This is a genomic window from Halococcus sediminicola, from assembly GCF_000755245.1.
GTDB lineage: Archaea > Halobacteriota > Halobacteria > Halobacteriales > Halococcaceae > Halococcus > Halococcus sediminicola.
Genome location: NZ_BBMP01000026.1, coordinates 293,908 through 305,835, shown reverse-complemented (window position 1 = coordinate 305,835; position 11,928 = coordinate 293,908). Strand labels below are relative to the sequence as shown.

The window sequence follows — 11,928 nt, the reverse complement described above, 5'->3', positions numbered from 1 at the left end:
CCGATTCAAAGATACGGCCCGAGTCCGAGCGCGTTCACCAACGAAATCCCCGAGGCGAGCGCGCCGAGGAGATAGCCACCGATTGCGCCACCATTGAGCAGTGGAAGACCGGCGTGGGCGCGACCCTTCATGACGAGCCACAGGAGGACAACGAGACCGCAGACGGTGCCGATCATCGCCGTGAGCGCCGGCAACGAGAGCGCGAATCCCTGAACGAGGGAGTCAGCGGGTGCGAAGACGGCGGCGCTCGCGACCAACACGGCCGGCATCACCGCGTCACCCAGTCCGACGAAGAAGACGTCCCGCTCGGCGGCGTCGGGTCGGTCGGTGCTCGTCTCGCCGTTGTCCCCCGCTCCACTACCGCCGTCGGCTTCGACCGGTTCGTCGGCCTCGCTTCCCTCGGTCGCCGGCGTATCGTCGAGAAACGAGTAGGAGAGGGTGAGCGGAATCACCAGCACCACGGGCAATTTGAGATCCATCACGCCGTCGGCGAGCGTGAGCATGTGCTCGGTGCCGTAGACGGAGATGGCGTCGTAGATGGCGAGCACGGCGAGGAGGACGATTGCGGGGAGGAGACCGAAACTGATGCCGAAAATCCCGGCCGCGCCAGCGCCCATGACGACGCCGGCGGCGTCGATGACGTACCACTCGGGATAGACCAGTAGGGCGAGCGCGAGCAGCGCGGCCGGGCCGACCGCCAGTGGGTTGAAAGCGACGCCACCGACGGTGATGAGAACGGGAGGCGCGAGCACCGAAAAGACGTACAGCGAGATGAGTCCACTCGAGAGGATGACGAACCCGCGGAGGAGCCACTCGACGCCGAACTTGATGACCGCAAGCATCCCCGCGGTCGCCACGAGGATCGCGCCCACGTAGGCGATGCTGTTGGCCGGGTTCGAGGGATTCTCGACGGCGCGATAGCCGGCGCTCTCGAAGGGACCGGCGAGCGCGACCGCGCCGAGTTGGACCAGAAGAAAGACGACGACCGTGGCCGCGCCGGCCGCGCCCACCCGCGTGCGCTGGTGCATGCGTCCTCAATTTGGGGCGCGGCCTTCGGGGTTTCGTTGTCGACGAAGGCGAAGAGTTAGGCGTTCGCGTCCCCTCGTTCGGGAAACCCCTCTATGAGTTTCCGCTCGTCGCGACCGGTCGCCATCCTCCGGGCGATGGTCGCCGAAACGACCGAAAACCACCTCACCTTCATGGCGGGCAGCCTCGCCTTCTACGCCTTCCTCTCGCTGATCCCACTCTTTATCCTCGCGTTCATCACCGCCTCGGTCGTCGGCGGCGAGGCGTTCGCCCAGCAGGTCACGAGCCTGCTCGAATCGGTACTCACCGACAGCGCGCGCGAGGTGCTCGCCGACGTGCTCACCGACCCGTCCGGCCAGACGGGAGCCTCGGCGCTCGGGCTGCTCACCCTGCTCTGGAGTGCGCTCAAGCTCTTTCGCGGCCTCGACATCGCTTTCGACGCGGTCTACGGCGTGCGTGAAGCCAAATCGTTGCCCAAACAGCTCCGGGACGCAGTCATCGTCCTCGCGGCAGTTGGTCTCGCGGTCGGCGCGATCGTGCTCACCGGCGGCGTGCTCGCACTCGTCCCGCTCTTTCCATCCGTTGAGCGCTTCAGCGCGCCCCTACTGGTCGTCGGTCTCTTCGTGGCCTTCCTCCCTCTGTATTACTTCGTGCCCGACGTCGACCTCTCGCTGCTCGAAGTCGTTCCCGGTACTGTGCTCGCCGCACTCGGCTGGACGGTCACGGAGTTCGTCTTCCAGTTCTACGTCGCCTACGCCGGCCAGTACGCCGCCTACGGCGTCGTCGGCGGGGTCCTGCTCGTGCTCATCTGGCTGTACTACAGCTGTTCGGTCCTCCTCTTCGGCGCGGTCGTCAACGTCGTCCTCGCCGGGCGCTCGGGCCATCTCGACCCCGACGGCGAACCGCTCGAGTCCCCGAACCTACTCGATTCTTCGGGCGACTCCGGGCGCTGGCGCTGGTGAGAACGAATCAGTCGCTGTACAGGCGTGCGCCGAGCAGCGCCGCCGGGCCGTTCGTGGTGTCGACGGCGAGAAACGGCCGCTCGACGGGACCGAACACGTCGACCACCTGCCCCGCGGTCGAGAGGTCCTGTTCGAGCAGTCGCGTCCCGATGGTGGGATGGCTCTCGTCGGGCGTGCGCACGATGGCCATCCCCTGTGCGACGCCGACGACCTCGCCGGCGCGTTTCATTCCCGGATCGCGCTGACGTAGGCCGCGATGGCCTGGAGGAGGTCGGATTTGCCGTCGTCGTCGGCGTCCTTGACGAGCACCCGACCCCGTGGGGAATACTCGCGCGGATACGTCTTCTCGCGTTCGATGGCGACATCGTAGCCGACCTGTCCGGCCGCGCGCGCGATCTCGTCGACGGTCGGCTCCGGGACGGCGACGGTGCGGGGCACGCGCCGGCCCTCGTTGCGGCTCAACTCGGCGTCGAGGTAGGCCGGCCAGATGACGTTCTCGACCATATCTCGAGTTCGCCGCCCGGCGGATAAACCGCTTGCTACACGCCCCTACGTCCGCCGGGCGAGCAGCGCCGCGCCGAGGAGTGCAACGACCGCCGCCCAGACCCCGAAGCCGGGACCGCTACCCGAACTCGTCTCGGTTCCGCCCGTCGCGGTGCCAGTCGTCTCGCCGGTTGCCCCGCTGCCGGCGTTATCGACGGTGTTCTCGTCGCGTTCGGTTTCGTCGGCAGTGGGTTCGTCAGCGGGCGTCCCACCGTCGGTTGCGACTGCGGTACCGGTTTCGGCGCTCGTGGCGCTCGCGTTGCTACTGTTGTCCTCCACAACTTGTTCAATGGTGGTCGTGTTGCTCAGATTCGCCCGCTGCATCGCTTCGGGATGGAGATTGCGGGCGATTTCGGTCATCGGAATCACGACTCTGGGTGCGGGCTGGCTGAGCAGCGTCGTGTTGAGCGCGATAACCTGATCCTCCCGCAGTGCCGTCGTGCTCGCGTACGGTTCGCCCGCGGGGACGAGCGAGGCGTCGGAGGCGATGATCCAGTCGGGGTCCTGCGCGGCGACGGTCTCGTTGCTGATTCGCTCGTAGCCCTCGATGCCGACGTCCGCCGCGAGATTCTCGCCGCCCGCGGCCTCGATGATCTCGTGAATGAACGTGCCATTACCGGCGACGAAGCCGCCACCCTGTGCGTAGAGCACACTGGGGCGCTCCTCGCCCTCGATGGCCTGTTCGATGGCGTTCACACGTGTCTTGGTCGCTTCGACCGTCTCGCGCGCGCCCTCACACGCGCCGACGAGTTTACCCGTCTGATTGGTCTTCTCGTAGATACCCGACAGCGAATTGCCGAACTCGAATTTATATACTGTGAGTCCCGCATCGCGCAGCGCTGCGACCGACTCGTTTGGGATGACGCTCGGTGCGAGCACGAGGTCGGGTTCGAGACCCACGACCTCCTCGGTGGCCACGGAGAACTCGTCGGCCTGATAGATGTCCGTCCGCTCGGTCGACCCGTTCAGGTACGCCGTGGTGGGATTGACCGGTATCCCGACGACCTTCTCCTTCGCACCGATGTCCCACAGCGTCTGTGCGGTGCTCGCCCCGAGCGCGACCACCTTCTGTGGTTCGTCCTCAACGGTCACTTCGGTTCCCGTGGCGTCGGTCGCCGTCACCGGGAACGAACAGTCCGCGGTCTGTGCGGGCTGGGAACCCATCTCGGCCGTCGCCGCAGCCGGCCCGACGCCGGCGACCACGACCAGCAGTACCATCGCCGCGCTCGCAGCCTTCGTGAACATACCGGCCGTGCGACCCTATGCAATAAATATTTATCTAACCCAATCGCAGTTGGTGTCATGGACAGCGAGGCGTCCACAGTTACGAGAACGGACGCCCCCAGAACCACCGGCTCGCGCACGCTCGCGTGGTCGGCCGGCCTGTCGCTCGCGCTCGTCGTGACGGTCCTCGGGAGCGCGACGCTTGGGCCGGTCGGCATCCGATACGAGGTCGTGGCGCGGGTGATTCTCGATGCCCTGCCCTCGCTTTCGTTCACGGTTCCCGCGACCGCACGTACCATCGTCATGGAGATCCGCCTGCCGCGCATCGCGCTCGCGGCGGTCGTCGGCTTTGCCCTCGGCGCTTCTGGGACGGTGATGCAGGGATTTTTCCGCAATCCGATGGCTGACCCCTCCATCATCGGCGTCTCGACGGGGGCGGCCACGGGCGCGGTCGCGTGGATCGTCCTTCCGATTACCGTGCCGTTCGCGCTCGGTCTCCAGGGCGCGGCCTTCGCCGGCGCGCTCGTCGCGGCCTTCGGGGTGTATCTCATCGCCACCGAGAGTGGGAAGACGCCAGTCGCAACCCTCCTTCTTGCAGGTGTCGCGATCCAGACGTTTCTGGGGGCCGTCATCTCCTATCTGCTCGTCAACGCCGGCGAGAGCCTCAAACGGGTGACGTTCTGGCTGATGGGCCACCTCCACAACGCGAGTTGGGGCGACGTCGTCACGACGCTGCCGGTCGCGCTGGTCGTGTTCGCCGTGCTCGCCGCCTACGCGCGCGACCTCAACGTCCTACTACTGGGTGAGAACGAGGCTCACTCGCTCGGCATCGAGGTCGAGCACAGCAAGCGCATCCTGTTGGCCCTCTCGAGTGTGCTGACCGCCGCCGCCGTCGCCGTCTCGGGCGTCATCGGCTTCGTCGGACTCGTCGTCCCCCACGTGATGCGCCTGCTCGTCGGTCCCGATCATCGTATCCTGCTCCCGACGAGCGCGCTCGCGGGCGGCGTCTTCCTCGTCGCCGCCGACACGCTCGCCCGGTCGGGACCCGCCGAACTCCCCGTGGGAATCGTGACGGCGGCGGTCGGCGCGCCCTTCTTCCTCTACCTGCTTCGCCGCCGGGAGGTGCACGCGCTGTGATCTCTATACAAGACCTCTCCGTGAACTTCGGCGGCGTGCAGGCGCTCGACGACGTGACTCTCGACGTCGAGCGGAGCGAACTCGTCGGGCTGGTCGGGCCGAACGGTGCGGGCAAGAGCACGCTCTTGGGCACCATCAACGGCGTTCTCGAACCGACCGCGGGCCACGTCACGGTCGGTGGCGACGATACGACCACCCTTTCAGCGCGCGCCCTCGCCCGCCGGGTGGCGACGGTCCCACAGGAGACGAGCCTCTCGTTTGCCTTCCCCGTCCGCGAGGTGGTGGCGATGGGCCGGACCCCCTACCGCTCGCGCTTCGAGCGCGTTTCGGAGATCGACCGCGACCACACCGAGCGCGCGATGGAACGCACCGACGTCGCGCGCTTCGCCGACCGGACCATCGACGAGGTCAGCGGCGGCGAGCGCCAGCGCGTCGTGGTGGCGCGGGCACTCTGTCAGAATCCCGACGCCCTCCTGCTCGACGAACCGACCGCCAGCCTCGACATCGACCATCAGGTACGGATTCTCTCGCTCGTTCGGGAGTTCGTCGCCGAGGGGCGGGCGGCGCTCTGTGCGATTCACGACCTCTCGCTGGCCGCGCGCTTCTGTGACCGACTCGCGCTCGTCGCCGACGGCGAACTCCTCGCAGCCGGCACGCCCGAATCGGTGCTCGCCGAAGAGCGCGTCAAGCGCGCCTTCGGGACGGAAGCGGTGGTGACGACCCATCCCGTCACCGCCACCCCCGACGTCACGGTCACGAGCAGTCCCCCGGAGCGCGACGCGCGCGTTCACGTGCTCGGCACCGGTCGTACCGCCGCCCACGCCATCGTGGTGCTCGCCGAAGCCGGGTTTTCGGTCTCGGCGGGCGTCCTGCCGGACGGTGATGCAGCACTCGACACCGCCCGCGCACATGGCGTCGAGACCGTTTCGACAGCGCCGTTCGCGCCGGTCGACGCCGCTACTCGCCGAGAAGTCGCCGAATCGGTACGGGCGGCCGACTGCACCGTGCTCGCCGGCACGGACGAGACGAATCGCGCGCTCGCCGAGAGCGCCACCCGGTTGGTCGTCGTCGAAGCGGTCGCCGACGAGTTCGGTCCGGATTTCGAGCGCACGCGCGTCGTCAGCGCCGATGGGTTGATCACGGGCGTCGAAGCGCGACTCGACGGCGAGCCGCGACGACTGGAGACGCCGGCCGACGACTGATTCACCCAAACCGGTCGTAGAGCGCGTCCGCGAGCGCGGTGGCGACGAGGAGGGGAACGAGCGCCGAGAGCAACGCGAGGAGCGCGAGCGTCAGTTCCCGACCGGAGACCCCATCGAGGAGCAGTCCCGAAAGCGTCGCAAGCGGCTCGCGGAACTGGACGAACAGCCCGAGAAAGACGACGCCGATGACGAACAGTCGTGTCGTGGTCCGTGGATGCAGACCGGGCCATCGCTCGTCCGGCATGCTACACCGTCAGCTGCTCGTCGGCCGAACGGTGCGGTCGGTCGGTACGTGCGGCCTCGCCGAGTCTGGTCGTCACGAGCGCGTTCACACGTTTCGGGTCGGGCACGTCGCGCAGCGAGAGGTTCACCCCGCCGGTGCCGGCGGTGTAGACGTCGATGTCGCCGTACGAGAGGGAGCGCTCGACGAGTGACTGTTCGAAGGCGGTGTTCTGGACGCGGTCGAAGCGGACCTGTGTGACGGTCCGCGAGAGGAGTCCCCGCTTTTCGTAGACTGTCTTCGTCGTGAACACGTAGCGCGTGCTCCAGCGTGAGAGATACGCCCACACGGCGACGAGCGCACCCACAGGGACGAGCGCGAGCGCGGCCCACGCCGGAACCAGCGGCAGGGAGACGTCGCGGTAGAGCCAGACGCCGAGGAAGCTCAGCACGAACCCGAGCGCGATCGTCGGTATCGCCGGATAGAGACTCGGCGTGCCGGCCCAGAGCACGCGCTCGTCGCCCGTCAGGTGGACCCACTCGCTCGATTCGGCGGCCGATGCCATCCCCTGAGTCGAGGGCGGGCACGGACTTACGGGTTGTGACCTCGTCGCCCGGCCGGGCACCTGACGAGTCGCGGACAACACTCGCCGGAAGTGCTAACGGTTTTTAGCCCCCGGCGTAGATGGTTGGCCGTCGTGACCGAGCGCCCCAGTCACCGCGGCCGCGGTATCACAGCCGACAGTCAGCCGGGAACGGAGCACAGCCGCCGCGAGGACCGCTCGACGGCGAGTCGCGGGCGCTCGGTCTCCATCATCATCCCGACGTACAACGAACGCGAGAACATCGAGCGCGTCGTCGAGCGCTGTCGCGACGCCCTCGCCGACTTCCGCTTCGAGATCGTCGTCGTCGACGACGATTCGCCGGACAAGACCTGGCAGCTCGTCGCGGACTCCTACGCGGACGCCGAGACGGTCCGCATCGTGCGCCGCACCGAGGAATCCGGGCTCGCGACCGCCGTCTCACGGGGATTCGACGAGGCCAGCTACCAGAACTGTGCAGTCATCGACGCCGACCTCCAGCACCCACCCGAGAAACTGCCCGCACTCGTCACGGCGCTCGCGAACGGGGCCGACATCGCCATCGGCAGTCGCCACGTCGCCGGCGGCGGCGTCGAGAACTGGTCGCGCTTCCGGCGAATCGTCAGCCGCGGCGCGATGGCCATCACCAAACTCGCCCTGACGCCGACCCGGGGCATCGCCGACCCGATGAGCGGCTTCTTCGCCATCCGACACGAACTCATCGACGACGTCGCGCTCGCGCCGACAGGGTACAAAATCCTGCTCGAAGTGCTGATGAAATGTGACTACGACCGCGTCGTCGAAGTGCCCTACGTGTTCACCGAGCGCGAACGCGGCGAGTCGAAGCTCACGCCCGACGAATACTTCGAGTTCCTCGAACACGTCTGGCGACTCCGGCGCTCGACGGCCTGAGAGCCGACCCATCGCCCGCGACGAACAGCCGAACAGCCACCCGGGCATATACGGCGAGCATACGCAGGCCTCGACGTCTTTTTCGAGTGGCCCCGTTCGATAGGTATGGCAAGCACCGTCTACCCGACCACGGATGGAAAACCAATCTGTGCCCGCCCCACCGGCGACGGGCCGTGTCTGCGCGAGGTGTCGGTTCCGGGCGCACCCTGTCGGGACCATCGTGGCCTCAGCCCCGTCGAGACCGGTCCCGTCTCGTGGGAACCCGCCGACCCGCAGTGGAGTCTGTAACACCCACTTTTTTAGACGGGGGTAGTTCGAGAGAGCGAAGCTCTCTCGTCATTACGAAAGGCGCTCCGCGCCTTTCGAACAACATCGCGCGCTCGTTTCACTCGCGCGCTCAACCCCCGACCAAAAACCTGGACTGAAAACTCCCGCTCGCAAACCGCGCGAGCGGCGAATCGCACTCACTCCGTTCGCGCGGACGATTCTGCAGACCGCACCGCATAGCGACCGCACCGACCGCAGAAGCCCTCGCACCCGTAGGGTGCTCGCCCTTCATCCGCCAGGCACCGCCGCATCGCAGCCGCAACCACTCAGTCGATATAGCCGAGGTTCCGGAGTCGTTCCTGGACTTCCTTGTCACGCTCGACGCCTTCGCTCTCACCGATGTCGATGGTCGCCAGCCGGTCATCGAGCGCCGTTCGGAGATTCCCCCAATCGTCGCCGACCGGGTCGGGAATCGGCTCGCGTTCGTCGGGGTCGTCGTGAAGGTCGAACGCCACCACCTCGCCGTCGGCGTGGATGAGCTTCCGATCCGGCGTGCGGGCCGCGACCTGTAACTCGTCGGGCGCGAGCCGACCGGGTTCAGTCGCCGAGGAGGCCACCTCCGAAATCGCTACCCGACTCTCGATACCGTCGCCCTCGACGGCCGGCCGGAGCGAGCGCCCACGATACGAGGCCGGCGGCTCGACGCCCGCATAATCGAGGATCGTCGGCGCGATGTCGAGGTGTTGTGCCTGCGTCTCGACCAGCTCCGCCGCCGCGCCGCCCGGTGGACGAACCAAGAGTGGGACGTGGGTGAGTTCGTCGTACAGCGCCGGCTCGTGGCCCACCTGTCCGTGTTCGAACAGCGCCTCGCCGTGGTCGGCCGTCACGACCACGAGGGTATCGTCGTCCACCGCGTCGAGCAGTTTTCCCGCCTTCTCGTCGGCGTGGCGCACCGACGCGGCGTAGAGTCCGCGGACGACCTCGCGCTCGTGTTCGGTGAATTCCTCGGGACTGTGCTGGGCGCGTGTGACGAGTTGGGAGGGCGTCGCGTCCGTTTCAGGAACACCCACCGCATCGCGGTGGCGCTTCGGCGGCGTATATGGTGCATGCGGTTCGAGCAGATGCGTCCAGACGAACGTCTCGTCGCTCGACTTTTCGAGCGCCTTGCGTGCGACCTCGATTTCGGCCGCATCGCCGCCACCGAGCATCCGCAGTGGTCCCTGCACAGTTCGATAGAGCGTCTGTGCCGCACGATAGACGGAACTGTCGAGCGAGAAGTTGTCGAGCAGGAACTGTCGGCCCCGTTCGAGTCCGGGCAGCCCGAACTCGCCGACGTCGCGGTAGATGTCGTAGCCACGGCCGTAGCCGTATTTTTCGCCGAGCCACGGGTTCGCGTGGACGCCCGCGGCGCTCCAGCCTCCCCCTTGGAGGGCTTCACTCACCAGCGTCCGCTCATCGCTCAGGCTCTCGTAGCCCCCATAGTCGAGCGGGAGCGTCGAGGTGAAAACGGAGGGAAAGGCATAGGGCGTCGCCGGGCCGTGGCTTACGGCCTGCGAGAAGGCGGTCCCGTCCTCGGCGAGCGCCGCGAGGTTCGGCGTGTGGTCGCCGACCGCGTCGGGCATGAACGAGGCGTGCGAGGCGCGCCACGCGTCGATGGTCAGCAGTAGCGTCTTCATTGGTCGCCACCACTGCGCGCCCGGGCATTTGTTTTGCCATTCGTCGCGATAGCCCGCGGCGACCGAATCATCGATAGAAGAATCACTTCACTTGGCGAATAATTATGTTCCTGCAACCGGTAGCGCCGGATATGGCGTCCATCTTCGAGCGCGACACGTCAGCCATCGGCACCGTCGTCGGACTGCTCGCGGTGGCAGTTGCGCTGTTCGGGTCAACGGTACTGAGCTGGGAGTGGAGTGCGTCCGGCCAACCCGTCGCGTTCGTCGTCGGAGCGGTCTGCGCGATCGCCGCCGGCTGGATCGCACTGCGGAACTATCGCGGCTGAGACGGTCGAAAAGCTGATTTGAACCACGACAGGTGTGCACTATCGACGTGATTTTTAGATTTCGTCCCGCAGGCGGACCGCCGAGATCAATCGTCCATCACTGACGTCTCCGCTCCCGCGACGTCCGCGCCGACGTTCGATTCGGTGAGGTTCTGATCGCGCCAGGTATCCCGCTTGAACCAGAGATACGCCACGATCCCGCCCGCGAGATTCGAGATCGGGAACGCGATCCAGAGACCGACGGTGCCCAGTGCTGCCGCCCCGAGCCACGCGATCGGCAACCGGACGAGTCCGAGCGAGACGAGCGAGATCACCGCCGCGACCATCGTCTTTCCCGCACCGCGGAATCCACCAGTGTACGCCCGCATGACGCCGATGAATCCGAACGAGAGAGCGGAGTACCGGAGAAAGGTCGCGCTCTGGGCGACGACCGCGGGGTCGTCGGTGAAGACGGCCGCGATCGGTTCCGGGGCGATCAGAACGAGCGCGCCGAGGAGGGTCAGGCCGACGAGCATGGCGCGAGCACCGAAGTGGTTGGTCTCCGCGGCGCGATCGAGTTTGCGAGCGCCGATGTTCTGGCCGGTCATCGTCTCGATACCCTGCGAGACCGCGAGCGCCGGCAGGAAGATCACCGAGAAGACGCGCGTCCCGATCCCGTAGGCGGCGACGACCGATTCGGGGAACGCGGCGATGACGACCAACAGCAGGTTGATCGACAGCGAGCGCGCCGTCCCCTCGACCGAGGCGGGAACACCGATATCGACGACCTTGCGGGCGAACGAGAGGCTGGGAACCATCTGTCGGAGGCGGATCTTGACGCCGCGATTCCCGCGAAACATGACGACGAGGCCGACCCCGAACGCGAGCGCCCGGGCGAACACCGTCGCGATCGCGGCCCCGGCGATCCCGGAACCGGTGTAGCCCGTGAGGCCGAACAGCCACGTTTCGATCCCACGAGCGCCGAGCAGCCCGAACAGTGGGTTGTCTTGAAAACCGAAGATGAGGATCGGGTCGAGAACGATGTTGATGACGACCGATCCGGCCATCACGTACATCGGCGTGAGCGTGTCGCCGTAGCCGCGCATCAGCGACATGAAGACGGCGAATCCGAAGACGGCCACGAGGCCGACCGAGTACACCTGCATGTACTCCTTCACCAGCGGCGCGATCTCGGGGCTGGCACCGAGCAGTGCGAGCAGTTCGTCGACGAAGAAGTAGCCGACGGCACCGAGAACGAGCGAGGCGACCACCGCGTAGATGATCGTCTGTGAGGCGGCGTACTCGGCTCTCCGTTCCTCCCCGGCACCGGTATACTGGGCGACGAGCACGCTGCCCGCGACCGAGAGCCCGAGCGCGAGCGAGATCAGCAGGAAGACCATCGGGAACGCGAAACTGATCGCGGCCAGCGCGGTCGTATCGAACTGCCCGAGCCAGAACGTATCGCCCAGGTTGTAGGCGGTCTGAAAGAGGTTCTGGACGATGATCGGCAAGGAGAGATAGAACAGCGGTTTGCCGATGCTGCCCGACGTGAGATCGAACTCCTCGCGGGATTTGAACAATCCGCCGAGGCGACTCCGGAGACTCACTCCGTGACGGCCCCCCGATCGACGGAGACGCTACTAGTGGGGCCGGGACAGCCGCATGTCGTGGCTCCATGGTCGTCGCAGTAGACGGCCGCCGGTCGAATCGCCGTGATGGTCGTGTCGTTCGTGGACGTCGTGATTCGGGTCCACAGCGCGCCAAAACCGCACCCATACAGCGTGCGAGAGATGGCATCCGTGATATTAGTAATCGTCTCGTCAGTCATAGTCGGCGAATGCTGACTGGATAGTCAGCCGTTACCGACACTACTA

General features: G+C 66.6%; 15 protein-coding genes. 6 read left to right on the top strand and 9 right to left on the bottom strand.

Translation table 11 applies throughout. The features are described 5' to 3' along the window. Positions 1–5 precede the first annotated feature (5 nt). A complete protein-coding gene (locus ACP97_RS18010; RefSeq protein ID WP_049999216.1) occupies positions 6–1,028 on the bottom strand; it encodes a presenilin family intramembrane aspartyl protease PSH in 1,023 nt (340 codons plus the stop codon). Between the two features lie 93 nt (positions 1,029–1,121). Here ACP97_RS18010 and ACP97_RS18005 point away from each other — a divergent pair, with 93 nt between their 5' ends. After that, positions 1,122–1,988 carry a YihY/virulence factor BrkB family protein gene (locus ACP97_RS18005; RefSeq protein WP_049999215.1) on the top strand — a complete coding sequence of 289 codons (867 nt, stop codon included), beginning with the start codon at positions 1,122–1,124 and terminating at the stop codon, positions 1,986–1,988. A gap of 7 nt (positions 1,989–1,995) precedes the next feature. On the opposite strand, the gene ACP97_RS18000 is transcribed toward ACP97_RS18005, so the two are convergent. The 3 genes from ACP97_RS18000 to ACP97_RS17990 are packed head-to-tail and all read right to left on the bottom strand — an operon-like array spanning position 1,996 to position 3,776. Continuing rightward, the gene (locus ACP97_RS18000) at positions 1,996–2,217 is read right to left on the bottom strand and encodes an H/ACA ribonucleoprotein complex subunit GAR1 (RefSeq protein WP_049999214.1); all 222 of its coding nucleotides are present in this window, start codon (positions 2,215–2,217) and stop codon (positions 1,996–1,998) included. After that, positions 2,214–2,492, bottom strand: a complete 279-nt coding sequence (gene srp19 / locus ACP97_RS17995) for a signal recognition particle subunit SRP19 (protein WP_049999213.1) — start codon at positions 2,490–2,492, stop codon at positions 2,214–2,216. The genes ACP97_RS18000 and srp19 overlap by 4 nt, the downstream gene beginning before the upstream one ends. 45 nt (positions 2,493–2,537) lie before the next feature. Then, complete coding sequence (locus tag ACP97_RS17990) at positions 2,538–3,776, bottom strand: PGF-CTERM-anchored ABC transporter substrate-binding protein (protein ID WP_237561234.1); 1,239 nt, start codon at positions 3,774–3,776, stop codon at positions 2,538–2,540. A 57-nt stretch (positions 3,777–3,833) separates the two neighbouring features. Here ACP97_RS17990 and btuC point away from each other — a divergent pair, with 57 nt between their 5' ends. Next, the gene (btuC, locus tag ACP97_RS17985; protein ID WP_049999212.1) at positions 3,834–4,892 is read left to right on the top strand and encodes a vitamin B12 ABC transporter permease BtuC; all 1,059 of its coding nucleotides are present in this window, start codon (positions 3,834–3,836) and stop codon (positions 4,890–4,892) included. Next, complete coding sequence (locus ACP97_RS17980; protein ID WP_049999211.1) at positions 4,889–6,094, top strand: heme ABC transporter ATP-binding protein; 1,206 nt, start codon at positions 4,889–4,891, stop codon at positions 6,092–6,094. The genes btuC and ACP97_RS17980 overlap by 4 nt, the downstream gene beginning before the upstream one ends. Position 6,095: 1 nt before the next feature. Here the strand turns inward: ACP97_RS17980 and ACP97_RS17975 are convergent, their stop codons facing one another. Together ACP97_RS17975 and ACP97_RS17970 are read right to left on the bottom strand one after the other, a co-directional pair. After that, the gene (locus ACP97_RS17975) at positions 6,096–6,338 is read right to left on the bottom strand and encodes a hypothetical protein (RefSeq protein WP_049999210.1); all 243 of its coding nucleotides are present in this window, start codon (positions 6,336–6,338) and stop codon (positions 6,096–6,098) included. Position 6,339: 1 nt separating this feature from the next. Then, positions 6,340–6,879 carry a PH domain-containing protein gene (locus ACP97_RS17970; protein WP_049999209.1) on the bottom strand — a complete coding sequence of 180 codons (540 nt, stop codon included), beginning with the start codon at positions 6,877–6,879 and terminating at the stop codon, positions 6,340–6,342. A 132-nt stretch (positions 6,880–7,011) separates the two neighbouring features. Here ACP97_RS17970 and ACP97_RS17965 point away from each other — a divergent pair, with 132 nt between their 5' ends. Further along, entirely contained in the window at positions 7,012–7,806 is a 795-nt protein-coding gene (locus ACP97_RS17965) for a polyprenol monophosphomannose synthase (protein ID WP_049999208.1), read from the top strand. Positions 7,807–7,911: 105 nt separating this feature from the next. After that, positions 7,912–8,094 (top strand): hypothetical protein, encoded by a 183-nt coding sequence (locus tag ACP97_RS17960; protein WP_049999207.1) that lies wholly within the window; start codon positions 7,912–7,914, stop codon positions 8,092–8,094. A 305-nt stretch (positions 8,095–8,399) separates the two neighbouring features. On the opposite strand, the gene ACP97_RS17955 is transcribed toward ACP97_RS17960, so the two are convergent. Further along, positions 8,400–9,749, bottom strand: a complete 1,350-nt coding sequence (locus ACP97_RS17955; protein ID WP_049999206.1) for a sulfatase — start codon at positions 9,747–9,749, stop codon at positions 8,400–8,402. 131 nt (positions 9,750–9,880) lie between these two features. On the opposite strand from ACP97_RS17955, the gene ACP97_RS17950 reads away from it, so the two are divergent. Further along, positions 9,881–10,075 carry a multidrug transporter gene (locus ACP97_RS17950; RefSeq protein ID WP_049999205.1) on the top strand — a complete coding sequence of 65 codons (195 nt, stop codon included), beginning with the start codon at positions 9,881–9,883 and terminating at the stop codon, positions 10,073–10,075. A gap of 86 nt (positions 10,076–10,161) precedes the next feature. On the opposite strand, the gene ACP97_RS17945 is transcribed toward ACP97_RS17950, so the two are convergent. Continuing rightward, positions 10,162–11,661, bottom strand: a complete 1,500-nt coding sequence (locus ACP97_RS17945) for an MATE family efflux transporter (protein WP_049999204.1) — start codon at positions 11,659–11,661, stop codon at positions 10,162–10,164. After that, complete coding sequence (locus ACP97_RS19415) at positions 11,658–11,882, bottom strand: hypothetical protein (protein ID WP_079977708.1); 225 nt, start codon at positions 11,880–11,882, stop codon at positions 11,658–11,660. The genes ACP97_RS17945 and ACP97_RS19415 overlap by 4 nt, the downstream gene beginning before the upstream one ends. Between the last annotated feature and the right edge of the window lie 46 nt (positions 11,883–11,928).

Bases quoted from the DNA above. Each gene is read 5' to 3' on its own strand.
- ACP97_RS18010 (WP_049999216.1), bottom strand. From the start codon at position 1,028: ATGCACCAGCGCACGCGGGTGGGCGCGGCCGGCGCGGCCACGGTCGTC.
- ACP97_RS18005 (WP_049999215.1), top strand. From the start codon at position 1,122: ATGAGTTTCCGCTCGTCGCGACCGGTCGCCATCCTCCGGGCGATGGTC.
- ACP97_RS18000 (WP_049999214.1), bottom strand. From the start codon at position 2,217: ATGAAACGCGCCGGCGAGGTCGTCGGCGTCGCACAGGGGATGGCCATC.
- srp19 (WP_049999213.1), bottom strand. From the start codon at position 2,492: ATGGTCGAGAACGTCATCTGGCCGGCCTACCTCGACGCCGAGTTGAGC.
- ACP97_RS17990 (WP_237561234.1), bottom strand. From the start codon at position 3,776: ATGTTCACGAAGGCTGCGAGCGCGGCGATGGTACTGCTGGTCGTGGTC.
- btuC (WP_049999212.1), top strand. From the start codon at position 3,834: ATGGACAGCGAGGCGTCCACAGTTACGAGAACGGACGCCCCCAGAACC.
- ACP97_RS17975 (WP_049999210.1), bottom strand. From the start codon at position 6,338: ATGCCGGACGAGCGATGGCCCGGTCTGCATCCACGGACCACGACACGA.
- ACP97_RS17970 (WP_049999209.1), bottom strand. From the start codon at position 6,879: ATGGCATCGGCCGCCGAATCGAGCGAGTGGGTCCACCTGACGGGCGAC.
- ACP97_RS17960 (WP_049999207.1), top strand. From the start codon at position 7,912: ATGGCAAGCACCGTCTACCCGACCACGGATGGAAAACCAATCTGTGCC.
- ACP97_RS17955 (WP_049999206.1), bottom strand. From the start codon at position 9,749: ATGAAGACGCTACTGCTGACCATCGACGCGTGGCGCGCCTCGCACGCC.
- ACP97_RS17950 (WP_049999205.1), top strand. From the start codon at position 9,881: ATGGCGTCCATCTTCGAGCGCGACACGTCAGCCATCGGCACCGTCGTC.
- ACP97_RS19415 (WP_079977708.1), bottom strand. From the start codon at position 11,882: ATGACTGACGAGACGATTACTAATATCACGGATGCCATCTCTCGCACG.